Source organism: Acinetobacter sp. YH01006 (genome assembly GCF_013420445.1).
Lineage (GTDB): Bacteria > Pseudomonadota > Gammaproteobacteria > Pseudomonadales > Moraxellaceae > Acinetobacter > Acinetobacter pseudolwoffii.
Map to the genome: position 1 here is coordinate 90991 of NZ_VOYB01000002.1, position 23911 is coordinate 114901.

Annotated in this window: 23 protein-coding genes; 6 read left to right on the forward strand and 17 right to left on the reverse strand. The window is 44.3% G+C overall.

From position 1 onward, the window contains the following. Window positions 1-5: 5 nt before the first annotated feature. From lpxK to FTT73_RS02035, 9 genes are all read right to left on the reverse strand, one after another. Window positions 6-1010 carry a tetraacyldisaccharide 4'-kinase gene (gene lpxK, locus FTT73_RS01995; protein ID WP_180078288.1) on the reverse strand — a complete coding sequence of 335 codons (1005 nt, stop codon included), beginning with the start codon at window positions 1008-1010 and terminating at the stop codon, window positions 6-8. A 3-nt stretch (window positions 1011-1013) separates the two neighbouring features. Next, on the reverse strand, window positions 1014-2741 hold the full coding sequence (gene msbA / locus FTT73_RS02000; RefSeq protein ID WP_159138335.1) for a lipid A export permease/ATP-binding protein MsbA: 1728 nt from the start codon (window positions 2739-2741) through the stop codon (window positions 1014-1016). Beyond that, the gene (locus tag FTT73_RS02005) at window positions 2741-3163 is read right to left on the reverse strand and encodes a biopolymer transporter ExbD (protein WP_004278885.1); all 423 of its coding nucleotides are present in this window, start codon (window positions 3161-3163) and stop codon (window positions 2741-2743) included. Before FTT73_RS02005 ends, msbA begins: the two co-directional genes overlap by 1 nt. 10 nt (window positions 3164-3173) lie before the next feature. Beyond that, on the reverse strand, window positions 3174-3812 hold the full coding sequence (locus FTT73_RS02010; protein ID WP_005170379.1) for a MotA/TolQ/ExbB proton channel family protein: 639 nt from the start codon (window positions 3810-3812) through the stop codon (window positions 3174-3176). Window positions 3813-3845: 33 nt separating this feature from the next. Continuing rightward, window positions 3846-4733, reverse strand: a complete 888-nt coding sequence (locus tag FTT73_RS02015; protein ID WP_005097335.1) for a ParB/RepB/Spo0J family partition protein — start codon at window positions 4731-4733, stop codon at window positions 3846-3848. Continuing rightward, entirely contained in the window at window positions 4730-5512 is a 783-nt protein-coding gene (locus FTT73_RS02020) for a ParA family protein (protein ID WP_005170377.1), read from the reverse strand. The genes FTT73_RS02015 and FTT73_RS02020 overlap by 4 nt, the downstream gene beginning before the upstream one ends. 25 nt (window positions 5513-5537) lie before the next feature. Next, window positions 5538-6170 carry a 16S rRNA (guanine(527)-N(7))-methyltransferase RsmG gene (rsmG, locus tag FTT73_RS02025; protein WP_180078290.1) on the reverse strand — a complete coding sequence of 211 codons (633 nt, stop codon included), beginning with the start codon at window positions 6168-6170 and terminating at the stop codon, window positions 5538-5540. Between the two features lie 85 nt (window positions 6171-6255). Further along, window positions 6256-6945 carry an N-acetylmuramate alpha-1-phosphate uridylyltransferase MurU gene (gene murU, locus FTT73_RS02030; RefSeq protein ID WP_180078292.1) on the reverse strand — a complete coding sequence of 230 codons (690 nt, stop codon included), beginning with the start codon at window positions 6943-6945 and terminating at the stop codon, window positions 6256-6258. Continuing rightward, window positions 6946-7959 (reverse strand): aminoglycoside phosphotransferase family protein, encoded by a 1014-nt coding sequence (locus tag FTT73_RS02035; RefSeq protein WP_180078294.1) that lies wholly within the window; start codon window positions 7957-7959, stop codon window positions 6946-6948. Between the two features lie 121 nt (window positions 7960-8080). On the opposite strand from FTT73_RS02035, the gene FTT73_RS02040 reads away from it, so the two are divergent. Beyond that, window positions 8081-10534 (forward strand): LPS-assembly protein LptD, encoded by a 2454-nt coding sequence (locus tag FTT73_RS02040; protein ID WP_180078297.1) that lies wholly within the window; start codon window positions 8081-8083, stop codon window positions 10532-10534. Then, window positions 10534-11841 (forward strand): peptidylprolyl isomerase, encoded by a 1308-nt coding sequence (locus tag FTT73_RS02045; RefSeq protein ID WP_180078299.1) that lies wholly within the window; start codon window positions 10534-10536, stop codon window positions 11839-11841. Before FTT73_RS02040 ends, FTT73_RS02045 begins: the two co-directional genes overlap by 1 nt. Window positions 11842-11960: 119 nt before the next feature. On the opposite strand, the gene hfq is transcribed toward FTT73_RS02045, so the two are convergent. The 4 genes from hfq to tsaE form a co-directional block, all read right to left on the reverse strand. Then, window positions 11961-12494 (reverse strand): RNA chaperone Hfq, encoded by a 534-nt coding sequence (gene hfq / locus FTT73_RS02050; RefSeq protein ID WP_074383259.1) that lies wholly within the window; start codon window positions 12492-12494, stop codon window positions 11961-11963. A 93-nt stretch (window positions 12495-12587) separates the two neighbouring features. Further along, a complete protein-coding gene (gene miaA / locus FTT73_RS02055) occupies window positions 12588-13532 on the reverse strand; it encodes a tRNA (adenosine(37)-N6)-dimethylallyltransferase MiaA (RefSeq protein WP_180078301.1) in 945 nt (314 codons plus the stop codon). 6 nt (window positions 13533-13538) lie between these two features. Then, window positions 13539-15515: a DNA mismatch repair endonuclease MutL gene (mutL, locus tag FTT73_RS02060; RefSeq protein ID WP_180078303.1), complete on the reverse strand. Its 1977-nt coding sequence runs from the start codon at window positions 15513-15515 to the stop codon at window positions 13539-13541. Beyond that, window positions 15505-15984, reverse strand: coding sequence for a tRNA (adenosine(37)-N6)-threonylcarbamoyltransferase complex ATPase subunit type 1 TsaE (gene tsaE / locus FTT73_RS02065; protein ID WP_005097351.1), 480 nt, complete (start codon window positions 15982-15984; stop codon window positions 15505-15507). Before tsaE ends, mutL begins: the two co-directional genes overlap by 11 nt. A 125-nt stretch (window positions 15985-16109) precedes the next feature. Between tsaE and FTT73_RS02070 the strand changes: the two genes are divergently transcribed. The 3 genes from FTT73_RS02070 (at window position 16110) to FTT73_RS02080 (ending at window position 18021) form a co-directional block, all read left to right on the forward strand. Continuing rightward, window positions 16110-17018 carry a pseudouridine synthase gene (locus FTT73_RS02070; protein ID WP_005097353.1) on the forward strand — a complete coding sequence of 303 codons (909 nt, stop codon included), beginning with the start codon at window positions 16110-16112 and terminating at the stop codon, window positions 17016-17018. A gap of 114 nt (window positions 17019-17132) precedes the next feature. After that, window positions 17133-17480, forward strand: coding sequence for a type II toxin-antitoxin system RelB/DinJ family antitoxin (locus FTT73_RS02075; protein ID WP_005097354.1), 348 nt, complete (start codon window positions 17133-17135; stop codon window positions 17478-17480). Window positions 17481-17577: 97 nt separating this feature from the next. Continuing rightward, window positions 17578-18021 carry an N-acetyltransferase gene (locus tag FTT73_RS02080; RefSeq protein WP_005097355.1) on the forward strand — a complete coding sequence of 148 codons (444 nt, stop codon included), beginning with the start codon at window positions 17578-17580 and terminating at the stop codon, window positions 18019-18021. 39 nt (window positions 18022-18060) lie between these two features. On the opposite strand, the gene FTT73_RS02085 is transcribed toward FTT73_RS02080, so the two are convergent. Continuing rightward, complete coding sequence (locus tag FTT73_RS02085) at window positions 18061-18771, reverse strand: pseudouridine synthase (RefSeq protein WP_005097357.1); 711 nt, start codon at window positions 18769-18771, stop codon at window positions 18061-18063. Between the two features lie 139 nt (window positions 18772-18910). Here FTT73_RS02085 and FTT73_RS02090 point away from each other — a divergent pair, with 139 nt between their 5' ends. Next, complete coding sequence (locus FTT73_RS02090) at window positions 18911-19363, forward strand: DUF441 domain-containing protein (RefSeq protein WP_180190992.1); 453 nt, start codon at window positions 18911-18913, stop codon at window positions 19361-19363. A gap of 297 nt (window positions 19364-19660) precedes the next feature. On the opposite strand, the gene FTT73_RS02095 is transcribed toward FTT73_RS02090, so the two are convergent. From FTT73_RS02095 to FTT73_RS02105, 3 genes are all read right to left on the reverse strand, one after another. Continuing rightward, window positions 19661-19987: a gamma-glutamylcyclotransferase family protein gene (locus FTT73_RS02095; RefSeq protein ID WP_180190932.1), complete on the reverse strand. Its 327-nt coding sequence runs from the start codon at window positions 19985-19987 to the stop codon at window positions 19661-19663. Between the two features lie 30 nt (window positions 19988-20017). Continuing rightward, the gene (locus FTT73_RS02100; protein ID WP_005097360.1) at window positions 20018-21733 is read right to left on the reverse strand and encodes an AAA family ATPase; all 1716 of its coding nucleotides are present in this window, start codon (window positions 21731-21733) and stop codon (window positions 20018-20020) included. 89 nt (window positions 21734-21822) lie between these two features. After that, window positions 21823-23829, reverse strand: coding sequence for a hypothetical protein (locus FTT73_RS02105; RefSeq protein ID WP_180078305.1), 2007 nt, complete (start codon window positions 23827-23829; stop codon window positions 21823-21825). Between the last annotated feature and the right edge of the window lie 82 nt (window positions 23830-23911).

Genomic DNA, 23911 nt, shown 5'->3' on the forward strand with positions numbered 1-23911 from the left:
AAGCCTTAAGAAATTTGAATACCGTATTGTTGTAACTGTTGCTGCAAGACCGTATAGCAGGCTGGCGATAATACTGCATCGACTGGCACCACCCAGATATCCTGCTTAAAATCGGGATATTGTTTCAGTAATGCCATAATCTTGACTGCGTCTTTTTCCGTGGTAATGATCGGATTGGCATCATCAAACTGTAGATCTTCAATGTCATAATCATGATGATCGGGAAATTCATGACACTGGAATTGTTCTATGCCCAGATTTTTCAGGGTCTGGTAAAAGCGCTGCGGAAAACCGATTCCCACCACTGCATAAAAAGCCGACTGAGGGTCGAAGATTTTATTGTTGTCTTGATTGAGCAGATAGGGCTGTGATGCAGCCAGATGCATATGCAGCTCAGAACTTGGACTTGCCGAATGCTCAATTACCGTTCCAGTTTCCAAGCGTGTCACCGGTTCACGCAGATAGCCTTCCGGAAGCAGTTTTTGGTTGCCCAGACCGCGATTATTGTCCAGTACAATCCATTCAATCTGACGATTTAAAGCCCAGTGCTGCAAACCATCATCACAAATAATCAGATCCAGCTGATGTCTTTGCAGTAACAGTTCAATACTTTTTTGCCGGTTTGGCCCTACGGCCATCGGCACGCCCGTCGCCTGTACAATCAAGGCAGGCTCATCACCGACGACCTCAGGCAAGGTATTAAAATCCACATAAGCCGGAAATGGACCTTTGCCGCCATAACCACGACTAATAACCCCAACTTTTACACCTTGTTGAGTTAAATAATCAACCAGATGAATCAGTAAAGGGGTTTTACCACTACCACCGACAGTGATATTGCCAATCACCATGACCGGAACCGGAGCACTATAGCTTGTCTTGATCCCTTTGTGGTACAGCCAGCGATTGCTGACAAAACCTAAACGATACAAGCATGACAAAGGACGCAGCACCATCAGCCACTTTGCCTGTGCATTCCAAGCATCCTGAATGATTTGCGCCAATGCCATAACTTATTGTTCCTCAAAATTACGTTGATGCAGCTGATAATAAGCCCCATGCAATGCAATCAGTTCTGCATGAGTCCCTTGCTCGACAATACACCCCTGATCCATGACCACAATACGATCCGCATTTTCAATCGTCGATAAACGGTGTGCAATCACAATGGTTGTACGATCTTGCATGGCCTGATCAAAGGCACGCTGAATAAAGTATTCGGATTCATTATCCAGGGCACTGGTTGCTTCATCCAGAATCAGAATAGAGGCATTTTTCAAAATCGCACGTGCAATCGCGATGCGCTGACGCTGACCACCAGACAGATTTAAACCTTGAGCACCCAGTTGGGTATCATAACCTTTTGGCAGAGCCATAATAAAATCATGTGCATAAGCGGCTTTTGCTGCTGCAATAATGTCTTCATCAGTCGCACCTTCGAGCTGACCATAGGCAATATTTTCCCGCACAGTCCGATTAAACAGCACCACTTGCTGATTCACCATCGCAATCTGGGTACGCAAGGCAGTCAGCTCAAAGTCCTCAATCGGTTTCTGATCCAGTAGAAGCTGACCTGAACTTGTATCCTGATAACGTACCAGCAGGTTCACCAGTGAGCTTTTACCGGCACCGGAACGCCCAACCAGAGCAACCGTTTCACCAGCTTTTACCTCTAAATTAAAATCACGAATGGCATGATGACCATCATCATAAAACAGGTTGACATCTTTAAACTGAATATTACCTTTTAAGCTATCGCTTAAAGTCCCGGTATTTTTTTCTTCGGGCATGTCCAGCAATTCAAATACCGAATGCGCTGCGGCCATACCCCGTTGAATTTTTTCGTTGATATCTGTTAAAGCTTTGATCGGTCTTGCCAACATGCCCGCAGCCGTAATATAAGCCACAAATTCACCGGCAGAGGTATCGCCAAGGATCTGTGGACGCAAGGCAATAAACATGACAATACTGAGTGAAATAGACATGATCAGCTGAACCACAGGACTGTTCAACTGCTGCACAGCGACCATTTTCAAGCCACGACGCAAGTTTTCCAGCGAGTTCTGTTTAAAGCGTTCCTGCTCATAACTTTGGCCGCCAAAACCCTTGACGATCAGGTTGGCATTGACCGTTTCCTGAACCACATGGTTGACATCCCCCATGGTGTCTTGCACTTGCTGTGACAGTTTACGCATCCGTCTAGCCGCCTTACTGATCACAAAGCCAATAACGGGTGCAAAAATCAGGATACACATGGTCAGACGCCAGTTGCTATATAGCAGATAGCCTAATAGCGCAATCGTAATCAAACCTTGTTGCAACAGGGTTCTTAACGCTTCTGTTGAGGCAGCGGTCAGTTGTTCCACGTTATACATGATCTTGGCAGTAATATGCCCGCTGGTATTGTCCAGATAATACTGAGACGGTAAACGCAGCAGTTTTGCAAAAACTTCCTGACGGATATTGAACACCAGATTACGGGAAATCACCGCAGTAAAATACCCCCCCATGAATAATCCCAGCCCACGAAAGAACATCAGGACAACCACTAAAAACGGGAAAAGCGAAGTGAAACTCTGGTCTTTGTCTTGAATGGCCTCAATAATATATTCCAGTAATTTAGCCACAGAAACTTCTGTAGCCGCATTAATAGAAAAACCGAGCAGGACAAGCAATCCGATGCCCCAAAAGGGTTTTAAATAACTTAAAAGGCGAAGATAGACCTTAAAATCGTGCTTCACTAATAACCTCGGGTAGGTACTTTGGTACTGATATTAATATTGACAAAGCCGAGCTGCCCGGCCACATCCATAACGCGAATCACGTCCTGATGGCTGGCTTTCGCGTCAGCGGCAATGACGAACATTAAATCACGGCGTTCATTAGAAATCTGTTTAATTGCAGTATTTAAATCTGCGACTTCTTTACTGGCCAAGGATTGACCATTGACTGCATAATGACCATTGGCATCCACAATCACTTCAACTTTCTGATCATAACTTTTAGGCGGAACACCCTGCGCATCTGGTAAGGTCAAGTTCATACGGCTCATTTGGCTAAATGTTGTCGATAACAGTAAAAAGACCAGAATAAACAGCAGACAATCAATCATAGGGGTCAGATTAATATGCACATCTTCAACCTGGTTGCGTTTGAATTTCATCATCCGCCTCCTAGCTGGCTTTTTGCATATCTTGGTCTATATCTGCAATATTGCGATAAAAAAGATCCGCATGAAACAAGGTCGCCTGCTGTTCAAGCTCCGCCACATATTCCTGAACCAGTCGCTGGAAGTAACGATGGGCAAAAAGTGCCGGAATCGCAATCAGCATCCCGGCTGCTGTGGTAATCAAGGCTTTGGAAATACCTGGCATCATCAATACCGGATCACTCCCAGTCCCCACATCGATCATCAGAAAAGATTCGATAATCCCAAGCACAGTCCCCAACAAACCCAGCAATGGCGCCACAGCACTTAAGGTTCCCAGAAAGTTAATATTCTTTTCCAGATAACCAATTTCCTGCGATGCCATCACTTCCATTTGTGCACGGGCATACTGTTCGCCCTGAGGCTTGCTGGCATAGCCTGCTGCAAATACCCGGCCTAAAGTACTGTGCTTCAATTCTGTACTTTGTTGAATTTTTTGCATGACTTGTGATGCATTTTGCACTGGACTCATCAGAAGTGTAGACGGAAGTACCGCTTTCTTTTTCAGGCGAATCAGGCGCTCGATCGAAATCGCCAGCATAAAGATAGAACACAAGACCAGTGGCAGCATGAGCCAGCCACCCGCTTTAACCAATTCCCACATCTAATTTATTCCCCAATAAAAAAAATATATAAATTATTCATCTTCTAAAATAGAAAGAATGCCATCCAGCTCTTCTAAAGAATGATAACTAATGACTAATTTTCCTTTACCTTGTTTGTTATAGTCAATTTTCACATCAGCACTGAAACGCTCTGAAAGGCGCTGGGTCAATTGCTGAATATCCGGTGCAAGCGCTTGTTTTACTTTTTCTTGTTTAGGTGCATTAAAATCACGGACTAACTGCTCGGTTTGACGAACAGATAGACTTTTTTCAATCACGATATCAGCGACTTTGAGCTGGTCTTTTGCCTTCAGCGTTAGAATCGCACGTGCATGCCCCATATCCAGCAGGCCTTGCTGCATAAAGTCTTTCACTTCTTCAGCCAGACTGAGCAGGCGAAGTAAGTTACTGACCGTAGTACGTGCCTTGCCGACTGTGTCTGCAATTTCCTGATGGCTTAAACCAAATTCTTCATGGAAACGTTGCAGAGCCATGGCCTGATCAATCGGATTCAGATCCTGACGTTGGATGTTTTCAATCAGAGCCAATGCAATCGCGACCTGATCCTGAAGTTCGCGCACAATCGCAGGAATTTCAGTCAGACCCGCCAACTGCGCTGCACGCCAACGACGTTCACCGGCAATAATTTCATAAGGATAGCGTTCGTCATCGACCGGACGAATCACAATCGGCTGCATAATGCCGTGTTTTTCAATCGATGCCGCCAGCTCTTGCAAGTCTTGCTCGTTGATATAACGGCGCGGCTGGTATTCACCACGCTTGAGCAGGTTCACATCGATCTGTTTGAGCTGACCATGATCAAGACCTTGAGCTTCCATCTGTAATTTTTCTTTTTGAATTGAACCTAGCAAGGCATCCAAGCCACGACCTTTGGCGAGTCCACGTTTCTTGACGGTCATGCTTTACTTCCTTTTTTCACTTTGCTTTTCTTTAATACTTCAGCTGCCAGATTTAAGTAAGCAACTGCACCCTTTGAACTTTTCTCAAAATAAATCACCGGCAAACCATGTGCTGGCGCTTCGGCCAAACGAATATTGCGTGGAATCACGGTGTCATACAGTTTTTTACCGAAATATTGTTCTAATTCTTCAGAGACATCACGGGTCAAGGCATTACGCGCATCATACATGGTACGTAATACACCAACAATTTGCAGGTCTGGATTCAATGCTTGCTGAATCCGATCAATGGTCTGGGTCAAATCAGCCAGACCTTCCAGTGCATAATATTCACACTGCATCGGAATCAGCACACCATCAACCGCTGCCAAAGCATTCACTGTAATCAGGCTCAGACTTGGCGCACAATCAACAATAATATAATCAAATGACTTTTCGACTTCTTGCAATGCATCACGCAAGATGAATTCACGTCCTTCTTGATCTGCAATTGCCAGCTCAACCCCAGCCAGATCACGGTTGGCACCCAGAACCTTATAACCGACTTCTGCCTTGGCGATCGCCGTTTCAATCGGCACTTCACCCAGCAATACATCGGTGACCGAATAGAGCAAGTCATTCTTTTGAATGCCCGACCCCATGGTTGCATTGCCTTGCGAATCCATATCGACCAGCAAAACGCGTTTTTTTAACACAGCTAAAGATGCTGCCAAATTTACTGCGGTTGTGGTTTTACCAACACCACCTTTTTGGTTTGCAATCGCAATAATTTGTGCCATGTTGCCCCCAATCCCTTTAAAATTCTTAAATACGTTTTAATAGCAGTAAATGACGCTGTTCGTCTAAGCGCGGAACTTTAAGTTCAATAATCTCACAACTAAATTCATTTTTTAAAGCAGTGACTTCATCTTCAGGAATTAAGCCTTTCATCGAGGCAATAATGGTCTGTTCATGCATATACGGTTTAGAGGCATCCACAAAGTCAGTCAGAGATGCAAATGCACGACTGGTAATCACATCGAATTGACCCAGCTCGTTAATGCTGTCTTCATTTTCTACACGCGTTTGCACCGCAATGACATTTTTAAGTTTCAGATCGGCAATAAACTGCTTCAGGAAACGAATTTTTTTACCGTTTGAATCGAGTAATACACATTCACGCTCAGGCTGACATAAAGCAATGATCATACCTGGCATACCGCCACCCGTACCGATATCGAGCAGACGGCCCGCTGGCAGATCTTTTAGAATGCTGAGACTGTCCAGCAGATGCTTGACCAGCATTTCTTTCGGATCACGGATTGCAGTTAAATTATATGCTTTGTTCCACAGCACCAAAGCGTCCTGATACTTGAGTAATAAATTTAAAGCTTCATCAGATAGCTCTAAACCCAAAGCCTGGCTACCCTGCTTTAGTTCTTGAAAAAACATGTGCATAAACAATCTACGCTCGAAAAAGTTAGGTGGAAGTATACCGTTTTCTCTATATTGGCACAGTAGGCAGTGCTTAGCGAATATTCACTTAAGCAAACTTCCCTTCACGGATCGCCGTATCCAGTGCCGTTAAACGCTCTGGGGTTCCTACGTCAACCCAAATGCCTGCCAGTTTAGAAGCTGCAACCTGCTGATTCTGCATTGCTGCTTTTAGCAACGGAGCCAAAGGACGTTTGCCAGTCTCTAAGACTTGGAACATCTTCGGATCAAGTACGGATACACCACTAAAAGTCAGGTTCTCACCTCCGACTTGCTGATCAAAGGTATAAGCTTTACCTTCTGCAAGCGTGAAATCACCCTCTGGGTGTTGTTCAGGGTTCTGCACAAGTACGAGATGCGCCAAATTATCCTTTAGATCAATATCCAGTAAAGGTGCAAAATCCATCGTGGTCCAGACATCACCATTTAACAGAATAAAAGGTTCATCACCGAGTAGCGGCAAGGCATTAATGATTCCACCAGCGGTTTCCAGACCTTCACCCTCATGTGACCAAAGGATCTTAATGCCAAATCGTGAACCATCGCCCAAAGCTTCTGCGAGTTTTTCACCGAGCCAAGCCGTATTGATGACAATTTCAGTAACACCGATCGCAGCCAGTTTCTCTATATGCCAGACAATTAAGGGCTTGCCCCCAACTTCCAGCAAAGGCTTTGGCGTATGCAGCGTTAGCGGCCGCATACGATTACCGAGTCCTGCGGCCAAAATCATCGCTTTCATTCAGGCAGCCACCTCATATGAGCCATATTTAGCTTCAAATGCAGGCATCACTCTGTCACGCATAAACTGCATGAATGGCTCTAGTTCTGCATAAGCCTTAGATTCTTCAAGCAGATACCACATCACACGTGGTAAGTCCTTGAGATAACCTGACTTGCCATCACGTTCAAACAGACGCACAAAAATACCTAAAATCTTGATATGACGCTGAATCGCCATCATGTCGGCGTCTTTTTTAAACTGTTCAAAGTCACGCTCTTCTTTAGCAGATGCTGGCAACAAGTCATAAAAGTTTTTGAACCAGCGATACACACGATCGGCATTCCACTGTACATAGGCATCACGGGTAATCGAGATCAAGTCATAAGTATCCGCACCAATCACAGCATCCTGAAAATCAATCACACCGAGTTCGGTTTCATTGTCGATTTTCATCAAGTTACGACTATGGAAATCCCGATGCACGATCACCTGTGGCTGTGCCAATGCGGCATTCGCCAAAATCGCAAAAGTGCGTTTGATCAAGGCGCTTTCTGATTCAGTCAGTTGAACCTTTAACGCTGGTAACATCCAGTCAGTCAGCAGCTGCATTTCCGAGATCAGTTTTTCATAAGAGTATTCCGGAAAATGTCCTTCTCCAGCAATTGATTGCAGTTGAATCAGCTGCTTAAAGCTTTGCTCATAATAAGCATCCACCGTCTCTTCATTCAGCAGATTGGAAAGCAGGACATCGCCAAAATCTTCGAGCAGCAAAAAACCATTTTCCAGATCTTTGGCGACAATATGCGGAACACGCACGCCATGCGCATCAAAAAATTCATCAATCGTCACAAAAGGCACACAATCTTCTTTTTCTGGTGGTGCATCCATCAGCATAAATGTTTTATTATTCAGTTTGATTCGTGCATAACGACGGAAGCTGGCATCACCTGCTAAAAAATGAGTTTCAAATTGATCTGAACCGAGTACAGAGGCAATCCAAGATTGTATCAATTGTTCGCGTTGTGTATTCATTTGCAATTAATTCTAATACAGGCTGAGTTTTTAAAGTGCTAAGTGTAGCTACTTATCAACTTTTTCTCTATGATGCGACAATAATTAATTGCGATAAAAGCATGATTGGTTAATGAGACAAATGAAGCATCACTTTAAAATCAACCCTCTAGCGACTGCGATCTTAACCCTTTTATGTGGCAGCTCAGCCTCCGGCTATGCTGCATCAAATGTCTCGTCCGATGTAAATGCAGAACAACTCAAACAGCGCATAAATGAGACCTATCCAGGTGAAGCATTCTTTTCGCAATACTATGTCGACAAATCCTCAGCTGAGGCACAGCAGCGGCAGGAAAAATACTTAAGTTCAACTTATTGTGAAGGCACCTGGGTGACCCCGATTGCTCCAGATGCAGCAACCGTTGCGCCAGATCAGGCTACATCCACCATTACTGCAGATTATGGTCACTACAATCCAGCAGGTGACTCTTATTTAGAAGGCAATGTCATCATTGACCAGCAAGGTCGCCAGATTCGTGCTGAACGCGTAACGATTGATCAAACCCAGACCTATGCCAAAGCAGAAGGTCGGGTACAGTTAGCACAAGGCGGTCTGATCTCACAAAGTGATGATATTAATTATAATTTAAAAACCCAACAGGGCGATTTAAACAACAGTTTCTATATTGCAGAGCAGCAACATGCGCATGGTCGGGCAGAAAAGATCGCCAGAACCTCGACCGAGACGGTAGAACTGGAAAATGCCACTTACTCTACCTGCCCGCCTGAGCAAAAGCCGACCTGGAAAATACAGGCAGAAAAGATCAAGCTGAATCAGGAAACCGGACGCGGTGAAACCCGCAATACCAAACTGTATGTCAAAGACGTTCCGGTATTGGCAATCCCTTATTTCAACTTCCCGATTGATGACCGCCGTACTACTGGCATTCTGACGCCAACTTTTGGTTTTACCAATGATGGCGGACTTGAACTCGGTGTTCCTGTTTATCTGAATTTGGCTCCACAGTACGATGCTACCCTCACTCCGCGCTATATTGGTGATCGTGGTGCCATGCTAGATGGCGAGTTCCGTTATTTGACAGAAAATTATGGTGAAGGTCGTATCTGGGGTGGCTATCTACCTTCGGATGAAAGTTATGATAATGAGGATCGTAAAAGCTTACATTACTTGCATAATTGGCAGATCAACGATCAGTTCTCGACCAATCTGGAATATAATTACGCCTCAGACAAAGATTACTTTGCCGACCTGGACAATAACCCGAACTCAAAAACTGACTTGAACCTGCGCCGCGCCTGGGAAGTCAATTATAAAAATGGTATTCCCGGCTTAAAGGCACAATTCAAAGTCGAAGATTTCCAGACACTCGATCCCACTGTACTGGATGAAGATCGTCCTTATGCACGTTTGCCGCAGCTTTTAGTCAATTATAAAACTGGCAATCCACTCGGATTACAGCTTGAGTTTAATAACGATACTGCTTATTTCCAGAAGGACCTGAGAAATTTTGCTGATATCCCTCAAAATAATGACAAGATTTATCAACCAAGTGGCACCCGCATCTATAACGACTTTTCGGTGCGTTATAATCACTATAACCCGTGGTCGTTTTTTATTCCGGAAGCATCTGTACGCAACATCAATACCTTCTATGATGAGAAAACCCGAGACCGTGGTGGTTCTAGTGAAAGCCAGTCCATTGTGGTGCCACAATTCACGCTGGACACCGGCTTAATTTTCGAAAAAGAAGGCACCTATTTACAGACCTTAACGCCTCGTCTGTTCTATGCCTATTCACCTTATGAAAACCAGCAGAATCAACCTAACTTTGACTCAGTCGTCGCTTCGATTAATTATGATCAGCTTTTCAGTGCACGTCGCTTCTATGGCAACGACCGCCTGGAAGACAACAACTTTGCCTCTTTAGGCCTGAGTTATAGCCTGTTTAATGAAGAAGGTCTGGAACGCCTACGTGCGAGTGTCGGTCAAAGTTTCTTCTTTGAAGATCGCCGTGTCACACTGGAACAGGATGCAGACAAATATGACCGTGAAAGCCATACAGGGCCTGTCATTCAGCTCACCAGTCAGCTATCGAATAATGTCCATGTCAATTTAAACTCCAGCTGGATGTCGAATGGTCAAAATGCGCAGCGTGATGTGCAGGTTTATTATACTGGCGATCAGGGCAATCTATACAACGTCGGCTATTTCTATCGTAAAGACATTCCGAACCGTCAAGACCGTTATGATCATATCGTCGGCTCCTTTATTCAGCCGCTTGCCAACAACTGGCGTCTGGTAGGACATGCGCAGTTTGACCTCGACAATAGTGTCGCACGAGAATATTTACTTGGGGTCAACTATGAGTCATGCTGTTGGGGAGTTTCTGTATATGGTCGTTCATATTACAATGACTTAGACGACGTTAATGATTCAAACGTCAAAGCCAAACGCGCAATTATGGCCGAGGTCAGCCTGAAAGGCTTAGGTGGGTTAAGCAGCAAACTCACCTCATTACTAGAAAATCGCATTCTAGGTTTTAACAATATCAATCAAACTTGGACAGAACGTTAATGAAGACAAAACAGTTAAAACAAATTTTTAAAGCGACTGCACTTGCGCTATGCCTTTCTTCAGCGATGACGACGTTTGCTGTTGCCCAACCTAAAGATGAAGTTGTAGCTGTGGTCGACAATAGTATCATTCTGCGTAGTGATCTGGCTCAAGGTGTGGCCGAGATTTCTCATCAGCTGCAAAAGCAAAATCAGACAGTTCCACCCCAACAATTTCTTGAGCAACAAGCCTTAGAGCAGCTCATTATTCGTCAGGCACAACTTGAACAAGTTAAACGCTACAATATTCGTCCCGATGAAAAATCCCTGAATGACGCAGTACTGAAAGTTGCACGCGATTCGGGCTCAACCAGTCTGGAAGCTTTTCAGCAAAAACTGGATGCCATGGCGCCCAATACCTATGCTTCTTTACGCAACCGTATTGCGGAAGATTTAGCGCTGAATCGTTTACGTCAACAAGTCGTGACTTCAAGGATTCAAATCACAGACCAGGATGTTAAAAACTTCCTAAATACCCCGCAAGGTCAGGCTTTACTCGGCAGTCAGGTACATGTGCTGCATTTACGTGTAAGCGGCGAAAATGCTGAACAGATTGCTACACAGGTAAAGCAAGAGCTGAATAACAGCAATGATATTCAGGCGATCAGCAAAAAATACAGCACTGGCGGCGTTAAAGTCGAAGCTGCTGACATGGGCGTGAGAAGCCTGTCAGAAATTCCGGCAGAACTGGCTGCACGTGTCACGACCCTACAGCCAGGTCAAACCTCTGAACTCATTCCGGTTGCTGATGGGGTACATGTACTCAAGCTACTAGAACGTAAAGGTGGCGAACAAAAAGCCCTGGTTCCTCAATACTTGACCCGTCACATCCTGATTCAACCCTCTGAAGTAGTCAGTCCGGAAAATGCCAAACAGATGATTGACAGTTTATATAGCCGCCTGCAACAAGGCGAAGATTTTACTGTTTTAGCTTCAACCTTCTCCAATGATACCGGTTCAGCACGTGATGGTGGCAGTCTTGGCTGGGTAAGCCCTGGGGTAATGGTGCCTGAGTTTGAACAGCAAATGAAAAGCACCCCAGTGGGGCAGTTCAGTAAACCGTTTCAATCCCAGTTTGGCTGGCATATCCTGCAAGTCAGCGAAACACGTCAACAGGATATGACAGAGGAATATCAAGAACGTATGGCCCGTCAATTACTTGGTGAACGTCAGTTTGATGCTGAGCTGGACAGCTGGTTACGTGAAACACGTAGCAATGCCTATGTAGAAATCAAAGATCCACAACTGGATCCTAAACGTAATCGTTAAGCCCAGATCCATTTTAAAAAGCCAGCGCTAGATTGCTGGCTTTTTAATTTTTATCCATGCAAAACTTACAGGCATAAAAAAACCTCTCGATGAGAGGTTTTTTTAATTTTCAGACTCGATTAACGATTATTTTCGTCGTCTTGAGTATCTTCAAATTTAGTATCGTTGTCAAAGCCAGCGCCTTGACCACCAAAGCCACCTTGACCACCGAAGCCAGCACCTTGACCGCCACCGAAGCCGCCTTGACCACCAAAGCCACCACCTTGACCACCAAAGCCAGCGCCTTGACCGCCACCGAAGCCACCTTGACCACCAAAACCAGCACCTTGACCGCCACCGAAGCCACCTTGACCACCGAAGCCAGCGCCTTGACCGCCACCGAAACCACCAGTAGCACCTTGACCGCCAAAGCCAGCACCTTGTGGACCAGCAGGCGCACCAGCAGGACGAGGATTACGTGCAGGCACTACAGTTGAAATTGCATGCTTATAAACCATTTGGCTTACTGTATTTTTTAATAAAACCACGTATTGGTCGAAAGACTCGATATGACCTTGTAATTTAATACCGTTTACCAGGAAGATAGATACTGGGATACGTTCCTTACGGAGAGAATTCAAGAATGGATCTTGTAAAGTTTGACCTTTAGACATGTTATAACTCCAAAAAAAAATTAAAAATCAGCGCAAAAACTATCTCTATTTTTCAATTAAAAATTATAAAAAAGATAGTCCCTAAATTTTGCTTTATCCGTGACAGTTTCGCAAGTCTTGTTGAGCCTGCTGTAGCGTAAAATATGTTGTAAATTTATGCTTTTCTTGCAAAGACCTCAGCCACGTATATTGACGTTTTGCAAGTTGTCGTGTCGCAAATAAAGCTTTATCCTCCATTTCCTGTTGCTTTTCATTGGTTTTGTCAACATTTTTTAAGAATTCTATAGCTTGACGGTAACCTACCGAACGCATAGAAGGTAGATTTTCATTAAAATCGTATTTTTCAATTAAACTAACAACTTCATTTAAAAAACCGTTTTTCCACATCATTTGCAGACGTTGTTCAATACGCCCGTGTAATTCTAACCGATCTGGCATAAGTGCATAGTTATAAAAACTGTAACGATATGGTAAGTTTTTAGGTTGCTCTGCCTGTAGTTTTGTAATCGGCTCACCGGTCAGTTTAAACACTTCTAAGGCACGAATAATACGCTGCTTGTCACTAACCTTGAATTTCTCCGCAGCAACGGGATCTACGGCACTTAATTCTGCATAAACAGCCTCCCAACCTTCTCGCTCGCCTTTGGCTTCAATTTCAGCACGAATCGTATAGTCGGCACTGGGCAGATTATCTGACAACCCCTCAAGTAAGGCTTTAAAATACAGCATGGTTCCACCCACCAATATCGGTGTTTTACCACGTGCATGAATATCATCAATTAACCGGCAAGCATCTTCAACAAAGTTTGCCGCAGAATAGACTTCGAGTGGACTGATAATATCGATCAGATGGTGCGGATAGCGCGCCAGTTCCTCTTTAGAAGGCTTGGCTGTACCAATATCCATTTCCCGATAAACCAGCGCAGAATCGACCGAAATCAGCTCGAATTTCCCCTGCTCATACAGTTCACATGCCAAAGCGGTTTTACCACTTGCAGTTGGCCCCATTAAATTGATGACCGGCAATTGATTGGACATGTAAAACTACTCTCCTCGAGCAAAAAGTTTGTCTAGTTGATTCAATGGAAAAGCGCGCCAAGTCGGACGGCCATGATTACATTGACTGGCAAATTCAGTGTGTTCCATCTGACGCAGTAAAGCATTCATTTCAGACAGGCTTAAAATGCGATGCGCACGTACTGCACCATGACAGGCCATACCTGCCAGAATCTGGTCACGTTTCTGCAATAGACCCTGTATCTGATCATTCGGATCCAGATCATTTAACAGCTCGGGAATCAGTGCATCAAAATCTGCTTTGTGCAAAATGGCAGGTACGCCACGCACAATCACCTGTTCATCACCATACTGGTCAATTTCAAGCCCCAAACGCATTAACTGCTCTTTGAGTTCTTCGACCCGCATCGCCTGCATTCGAGTGATGTTGACCACTTTGGGAATCAGCAATTGCTGTGATGTCCAGAATTCAGGTTTATCCCAAGCCGATTTCATTTGCTGCAAGACAATCCGCTCATGTGCTGCATGCATATCCACAATGATCAGCCCTTCGGTATTTTGTGCCAGAATATAAATCCCATGTAACTGGGCAATCGCAATCCCGAGTGGATGTTCATCGACTTTGGCCTGTATATGACCTTGCAAGGCTTGCTCTGCAACTTGTGGCTCATAGGCAGACGCTTGATCACGCAGCGGTGCCAGATAGCTTTGCAGGGCATTATTCAGCTGCTGCGAGCCTGCATAAGACGCATTATAGTCTCGCGCATAATGTACCGTTTGCGGCCGCGAAGATTCAAAGTCGGTCAGGACATCCGATGCCTCATTTTCATCTTTAGCAGCTACAGGTAGGTTAGAGGATAATTGCTGCTGCGCATGCGCAGTCTGGTGCAGGCTAAACTGTTCCTGATAACGCGGTTGCGGTACAAGTGCAACAGATTCATCATCAACTTTCATCGCAGTTGCTAAATCCGCAGTTGCCGTCTGGAATTGTGCCAGAGTGTCTTTGGCATAATGCCGCACAAACTCATGTACTTCACGCTGATTCAGAAAGCGAATTTCATGCTTAGTGGGATGGACATTGACATCAACATTTTCAGGATCAACTTCTAAAAACAGCAAATAAGCCGCATGTTGATGGCCATGCAAAATGCCATCATAAGCCATCCGCAAGGCATGAGAAATGGTTTTGTCTTTGACAATCCGGCCATTGACATAGACATATTGCAAGTCGGCCTGTGCACGCGCATCTGAGGGATGACCAAGCCAGCCTGATAAACGCATGTTTATACTGTCAGCATCGATCCAATAAGCATTTTCAGTGAACTGACGACCCAATAACTGCTGTACCCGCTGGAAACGTAAAGCACCGCTGTCCGCCACGGGTAAATTCAGCTTGATGCTTTCATTATGTTCCAGCACAAACCGGATATCAAAATGCGTCAGTGCCATACGGCGTACAATTTCTTCAATGTGGCCAAATTCAGTGCCCGGTTTCTTTAAGAATTTACGCCGCGCAGGCACATTAAAAAATAAATCCTGAACCCGGATATGCGTCCCTTTCGAAGCCGCGACCGCTTGAATCTGCTGATGATCAAAAGCCGTACCGTTTACTTCTACCTGATAACCAATGCCATCCTCATTTTGACTGCTGATCATGGTCAGGCGTGAGACTGCTGCAATCGATGCCAGCGCTTCTCCACGAAAGCCTAAACTGCTGATCGCATACAGCTCATCGGCACTCTGGATTTTGCTGGTGGCATGACGCATGACGGCCAATGCCAGATCTTCAGCATGAATACCACGGCCGTTATCCATAATTTCAATTAAGGTACTGCCACCCTGTTCCACCCGGATGATCAGCTCGGTCGCACCCGCATCAATCGAGTTTTCCAGTAATTCCTTGACCACGGATGCCGGACGTTCAATCACCTCACCTGCAGCAATCTGGTTGGCCAGCGCAGGATCAAGGGCACGGATACGGCGTAGGCTTAAATCATTCGACATGTGAAAATTGACGCTCCAAAGCCTCTCGCAAAGCAAGATTAGAGGAAATCAGGCTTGCAGTACGGGTCAGTTCATCTTCAGATTTTAAAATTTCAATAATCAGGTCAGCTTGCGGAATTTCATCGCCACCTTTGGAGGGCCATTCAAATAAAAATAGCGCATTCGGAGTTTCCAGATAATCCCGGATTCCCATCAATTCGAGTTCATAGGGGTCATTCAGACGGTACAGGTCAAAGTGAAAAATATCCTGCCCATTGATCTGATACGGTTCGACCAGCGTATAAGTCGGACTTTTCACCGAACCTTGATGACCCAGCTGTTGCAAATAATAGCGCGTTAAGGTCGTTTTTCCTGCCCCCAAATCACCGATCAGATATACGACTCCCGCAGGGAAATTTTCGGCCAGAACCTTGGCCAGTTTCTGGGTATCGTCTTCATGATTTAAAGTGACATTAAATGAATAAGGCATATTACTCACGACATGATGCAAAAGAATAAATATGATAGCATCGCCACGCTTTAAAAGCCTATTCACCTGTGTGAGAAACTATATTTTTTCACCATTTCTGTTTCTGAGAGGTTGATCTGCCTGCCATGCATCCGACTGTTGAGTTTAATCCGCCCATGTTAAATGGGGTCAGTGCCAGTAAAGTGTTCTTGCAGGATAGTCTAGATGCACCCCCGACAGTTTTTGCTTATTTATGCACGCAATTTGCGCATATCGCAGCAGATGAATGGCAAGCCCGTTTCGCCAAAGGTCTGGTCTATGATGCGCAGGGCCATCAATTAAGCACAGAAAGTCCATTTCAGGCCAATAGTCATTGTTTTTATTATCGATTTTTGGCACATGAAGTGCATGTTCCTTTTCAACATCAGATTTTATTTGAAAATGAGCATTTCATGGTGATCGATAAACCGCACTTTTTGACCATGAGTCCGACCGGTCAGTATGTACAGGAAACCTTGCTGGTTCGTCTCAAAAAACAAACAGGCAATGAACATTTAACACCGATTCACCGGCTAGACCGTGAAACGGCCGGCGTGGTTCTCATTTCAAAATATGTAGAATCTCGTGGCCTGTATCAACAGATGTTTGCCACACGGCAAGTGCAGAAGACCTACCATGCGATTGCAGCATACAAGGCTGATTTAGAATTTCCATTGATCACACGATTAAGAATGGAAAAAGGTCAGCCCTTCTATACCATGCAGGTGGTCAACGGCGAAGCCAATAGCGAAACGGCAATCCAGCTGTTAGAACATAATAAAGAATGGGCCAAATATGAACTGAAACCACACACTGGCAAACAGCACCAATTACGCGTGCACTTGAATCATCTCGGTATTCCAATTCAGAATGATCCGTTTTATCCACGGATAGCGCACAAAGCCGAAGATGATTTTTCTGCCCCTTTAAGCTTATTGGCCCAACATATTCAATTCATCGATCCGATCACGCAGAAAAGCATGAATTTCAGCTCCAGACTTGAATTGACACTGTAAATCGCTTGTCATTACAGATTATTTTCTAAAATCGGTCGCTTTAAGATTGAATTTCAAACGTAATTGATTAGAATAAAGGCGAAAAGTTAAGTAATTTAAAGCTTTAAAAATATTATGAGAAAAACTGAAGTTTATCAAATTCGCTTGGACTCGCAAGAGAAGAAACAAGCCTTTGCGGTATTTAAGCAATTGGGGATTACGCCAGCTCAGGCCGTGCGTCTTTTTTTCAAACAGGTGGTGATTACCAAATCGATCCCCTTCTCGATTGAAAACCAGAATATTAATCTGGAACAACTGATCCGACTGCGCAAACTGAAGCAAAATGAGATCCAGAATGGGCAAAGCAGCTTGCCAAATTCAACACTCAATTCTCTGGATGATCAGGAAATCCAGCTCGATGATGATCATCTGGATTTATTTGAAGAACTGAATGCCATTTTAGGTGAAAGCGACAAAATTTAACATTGTTGCATTTCCGAACAATTTCTAAAGCCGGCCACTGAAAAACTTCGCTATGCTTGATGCTGATAATGAATAAAAAATTAGCATGGAGGATGCAATGCTCGTACGACGCGCTCAATCAGCAGACCTGAATCAGCTTGCGATATTATTCGATGAATATCGACAATTTTATGGCACCTCCTCTAACCCCGAACTCTCCTACCAATTTTTAAAACAACGTTTTGAAGATGGACAGACCGTCATTTTCATTAATACCAAAGATGATACTTTTACCGGCTTTATTATCCTGTATCTGGGTTTTTCTTCGGTGGCCTGCTCGACCTATTATATTCTGGATGATGTCTATATCACCCCGATATTTCGGCGTCAGGGTGCAGCCAGACAACTGATTGATACCGCAATTTTATTTGCCAAACATGAACAGGCCTTAAGAATTACCCTGGAAACCCAAAAGAACAATTACCAATCGCATGAATTGTATGAATCTATGGGATTTATTAAGGATAATGAGTTTCAGACCTATCATTGTTTCCTGAGATAAAATCTGATCGTTCAAATAAACTTGAGAAGAATAACTCAATTATTCTTCTGAACGGAATTTTGCCAAAGCCACCTGTTCTGCATTTAAATAGATCCATTCTCCTTCAGCCAGCTCAGGCAGAGCCAAAGCACCAATTTGAGCACGATGCAATTGCTCGACTTTATTTCCGACGGCTGCCAGCATGCGTTTCACCTGATGATATACCCCTTGATGAATGCTCATTTGCAGACGGCTTTCAGACAGACGTATCACTTCAGTGGCTGCAAAAATACCTTTTTCATTGCGTAGCTCAACGCCTTGTTCCAGTTGCTGTAGCTGAGCATCAGTGACTGGATCTGCCGTTTGCATTTGATAAACTTTGGCCACATGTTTTTTCGGATGTGTTAACGCTTGCAGAAACTGGCCATCATCAGTCAACAATAACAGTCCGGTGGTGTCCTGATCCAGACGACCCACGCATTGAATGCCACGATTCAGCAGCATCTCATCAAACAGATCAAACACACTAAAATGATGCGTGGCCTGATGCGAACACTCATAGTCCTGCGGTTTGTTTAAAGCGATATAGACTTTCTCTCGATAGCGATGGGCCTTGCCATAGACCTCGAAGTCTAAATCATTCAAATCCAGTTTATGTTTAGGATGATCAATCACTTCATTCTGGATAGAAACAGCACCATTTTTAATCAATTGCTGACAATGCTTGCGGGAACCGAAACCTTGTGACTGCAACATTTTTTCCAATAGCATCTGCTTAAACCTGTATCGCGTGAAGAGTTGTGCATTCTATCCTGAAACACACCTAAATTGATTGCTTCGCTTATTTTCTTCGTATCACCAGCTGAAACGCTCTACAATGGTGGCATTTTCCATGTTTCCTCTCCCGCCCATGTCACAACTCGATTTAAATTTGATGGTTCTTTTGGTATTACTGGCCTGTGGTATATTCAGTCACAATAGTGCTGTCACCATCGCTGCAGCGGTACTGATTGTTCTTAAAATTACCCCGCTACACGACCTGTTGCCTTATATACAACAACATGGTTTGAATATTGGAATTATTATTTTAACCATCGGGGTATTGGCACCGATTGCGAGTGGCAAAATTGCCGGAGAAAGTATTCTCAAGTCATTTCTCAGCTGGAAATCTTTACTGGCCATTGCCATTGGTGTTTTTGTGGCTTGGCTCGGTGGCCGCGGTGTGAAACTGATGTCGAATCAACCGGATATTGTCGCGGGCTTATTGATTGGTACTGTAGCAGGTGTGGCGGTGTTACGCGGCGTACCTGTTGGGCCGCTGATTGCAGCCGGGATTTTATCTTTATTGATTGGTACACAATAGATTCAAATCATCAGCACGCATCACCAGTATGCAAAGATTTCTCAAAAACACATCACATGACCTATAACAAAAATACATCACATGACCTATAATATGCAGGTCATCTATTGATTACCTTGCACCAAGCTTTAAAGCAGTGTTTCAAGCTTGCTCAGGATATGTCATCAGATCAACGGAAGATTCATCTTGGTTGTAAGCTTTCCAAGCTAAAATAAAAGCGATACAAAAAAATAGAATGATCTTTAACAAGCTGTGACCTGATAAAAATTTGAAATTTACTGCATGACAAATCCGAGCCTAATCTTTTAAGGCATAAACCAAACTTTCTATCATCTCGCCGTTTTCCAAATACACTTTAACCGGAATCCGTTGATATTCATCACCTTCAAACGCATCCAGCTCTTCCCAATATTGGGGAAGATGCTCAGATATAAATACATAACCGTGAACAGTCTCGCCCGAATCACTGAGCTGAATGCCCGGGCTACCAAATTCAGCCCCCCAGCCACGCTGTTGCAAATGCCCACGGATATAAGCGGCTTTCCAGCTTCCCCCAATCCGCTCCATGACATGGGCATTGGGTTGCTGCGGACGAAGCGTGCCGTATACGAATAAACTATGCATCTTAAAAGTTCTGAAGGATCATTTCGGGGATTACTCTACAAATAACAGTGCCAGACGGACTTGGTCATAGGCCATTTTAGGCGTGGTGAGTTCTACAATCGGGCGCAACTTAATCGAGCCATCATCATTAAAATGCTCAGCACTTTGACGTTTGGTTAAGCGTTTATAAATTTTACGCACCTGCTCCACCACTTCCTCACCCGGATGAGCCACCGAAATATCCAGTCCCTGCTCTTTGTGTAAACGGCCTAGATGATTAATGATTGTCGCTGGCGTCAGACCACGTTCAGTCGCGATATCCGCAACTTCATAGCCTTCTTCAAACAGTGCTCGGGTTTCATCCAGTGTGGCAGTGGCATAACTCTGCTTCGTGCCACTCTTGGAAATTTTCTTTTCATTGCGCTGGATTTCTGCTTCATTCAATGTGCCACCGCAGTGACGAATAAAGGCTTTATGCTGCGCAGTCAAATCGACATTTTCAAAATTCGCTTCGGCTTCATCAGAAAGTTCCTGAAAACGACGATCAGCTTTAATCGCTAAACTGTCAAGTTCCAAAGCCTGCTCATTAAAGCCTTTTAAACGTAAGCCATTTAAGCTTTTCAACCGTGACAGCGCCACATAACCTTGACCTTTCTCGAAAGTATGACTCAGATCAATTTCTGCTGCTTCCAAGGTCATCCCTTGAGATTTATGAATGGTAATCGCCCAGGCCAAGCGTAAAGGAATTTGCTGGAAACTGGCAATAGTCTTACCAGCTTCATTGTCTACCGACCAGGTTTCCGGCTCCACCACCAAGGTCGTGCCATCGGTCAGTTTTACTTTGGGCAGCACACCATATTCATCGTCTTCTTCAAAACTGATCACTTCACCCAGACTGCCGTTGATATAGCCCATATCAAAGTTATTTTTTACAAACATGACTTTGGCATGCTTTTTCAAGGTTAAGGCTTCTGGTGCACGTACTGAAGATTTTAAAGTTTCAATCAGCTTTTCATTGCCATCACACTGGGCATCAAACTGGCGCGGATCATTGTCAATTTCATTCAGATGTTTAAAGTTAAGACTATCCACATCCATATTATGGGTATACAGACGCGTATAGGTATCGCCGATTTCTTGATGTCGGGTTGCCTGTAAAGCCGTGCGATGTTCATGGCTAATCGCCTGCGCACGGATCGCATTCAGGATGTCATTCAGATAATCATTGCCCTGACGATGCTGCTCGGTCAGATAACAGACCCGAAACTTGGCTTCTACCCAGGCTTCCGACATAAAGCAGAATTTATCGCGATTACGCTCGTCATTCTTACCGACTGGCGGCAACTGGAAAAAATCCCCGGCCACAATTACCTGAATACCGCCAAAGGCTTCATCACTGTCCTTAAAATATTTCAGCACCTGATTGACCAGATTCAGCTGCTTGGCATGCAGCATGGAAATTTCATCAATAATCAGAACTTGGGCATTTTCCAGATGTTCTTTTAAGTATTTACGCTCTTTCATGCGCTTTAAGTCATCTTCGGACAAAAAGTCTTTAATCCCAATGCCGGCCCAGGTATGAATGGTCATACCATTCATATGCGTGGCTGCAATACCGGTCGATGCCGTAATCGCGACGGCGACTTTACGCGCTTTTAAATAATTAATATATTGATTCAGCGTATAGGTTTTTCCTGCACCCGCAGAACCGGTTAAAAAGACATTTTCTCCTGCTTTGAGTAACTTAAGGGCAGTTTCCTGTTTCATAAGAGCAATACCGTGAAAGAACGGTTATAGCCTAACGATTTTTGGCAGAAAAGTTAAGCGTCATGGCGGAAAACCACTTAATCTTGCACTTAAGCCTGCAAGTTGAGCCAGTTGATAAAATGCATCGCGATATTGCTATATTCAGCTTCTGCCTTTTGATTGTTCGGATATTCCAACTGATCGAAGATCACTTGCCCATTGACGATTCGACAGCCCAGAATTAAAGGTAAACGCACATCCGGATGCGACATGCGAAAGGCCACATATTGCCCTTCAATAATCTGCTGGGCATAACTGGCAGCCAGACAGTTCCTGAAAACCTTGGATTCTTCCAGAATACGATCCAGATTTTTAAGCTCCTCAAAACGCCAGTTGAAATATAATAAAAATGAGGCCTGCGTCAAAGGTGACCAAGTTACGAGCGCAAACTCTTTTTTCAGCTTGGCCATCATTTCCTGCTTCTGAATCTGATCATGCCAGATCACGGCCTGAGCGAATAATCCACTCCAGCTGAGGTTTTTCGGAATCTCGTTATGACTGGAAAAATATTCCACCAGATAGTCACGCACATAACTGTCAAATACAGACTCACGCACATGTCCACTGTGTAAATAAAACAGCTGTCTAAATTCGACAAAAGGAATCCGATAGCGCTGCAACACATGATAGAAATCCCGATTCTGCTGGCTTTGAGGCTGAATATAGGTCAAGACTTCTTCTGGAAGATGTGTGGTAATTTTATATAGATGCTGCATATATGCCTGCATCACCCGGCTCAGTTGCAAATAGACTTTCTTGGTGATCTGATCATCCATTTTGACCACGTTACGCAGCAGTTCTATCCATTCGTCCAGATACAGAATCGAGGGAGTGATGGCAATCCGCTGATCATCCATCGATTGGCGTGTGCCTTTTAAGACCACCGCCTGATTATGCTGATGTTGAAACCAGTCATGCTGGATTGCATATTCATGCATGCTATGAATAAACAGTCGCGCTGAGACATATTGAAAATATTGTAAGGTCGCCAGAATAATCTGCGGATGAATATGATGGCTGTCTACAAAACTTAAGGCCGTCACTGCCACCCGCACGCTGCTGTGCTGAATATTGCTACTGATCCAGTCCAGTACTTCGGCTGGTTGCCTGAAAATCCAGTTCACTGCACGATGACAGTCAAATAGTGGTAATCGGGCCACCTTTTTTTGCCATAAATAGGGATGATTTTCCAGAAAATTTCGTTTGGCTAATAAGTCATCGCGATGCCAGACCTCACGGTTCATCAAACGGACAAAACCGAGCAGGTGGCTCTGCTCCTCGGCATGTCGATACAACAGCCGAATATCATCGCTGTGATCATTCAGTTCATGTAAATTAAAACGCTCTTCAAAAGACAAGGACATAATCCGAAACGTCGCCGGATGCAAAAACTGTGCGGCACTAAAACAGAATTCATCCAGAGTGTCCATTAAGGACTGGATGGACAGGAACTCATCCTGCTGTAGAAATGCCAAAGAAAAAGCCTGTTGCAAGCTTTCAAGAATTTGCGGGGGAATATCCTGTTCGTCCAGAACAACGTTTTGCATGACTGGTGTTGTATACAACCCGGCCTCTATTAAATGATGATCAATAATCTCAGCTTGAACCACCGACATCTGTTGCAGGAATGCCAATACCCGTGCTGGGCCATTTACCGCCTCATAGACCTGGTTCAGAATCAGTTTGCGTAATTGCTTGGCTTTGTCACGTAAATACAGCGAATGCTGCGGTTTCAAGTCCCCAGTCAGGAAATAGATATCCTGTAAAAAAAATTCTTCTAGCGCTTCTGCTTTGTATTGCTGAAAATAAAAATGACTCTCGACCAAAACGGGTGCAGTTCCGGAGTCCAGTGCATATGCAGTATAAAACTGGATATAGAACAACCCGTCCAGCAATTCAATCCGGTATTGACCCTGCTGAATTTTTAATAGATTTTGTGCAGTCAGATGACCAATCATCGCCATCTGATCCAGATAAAGCTGGTTCAACTCCGGAGAAATCCGCAAACATTGTTGTGCCAGCAATTTTAACGGCGCTACCCAACCACCCTGTTCCATATACGCACCTATTTATTTTATTTTTATATTGAATCATGTTGAGCCCTCGATCATCGATCAGTGACTATTTGACCATACATTA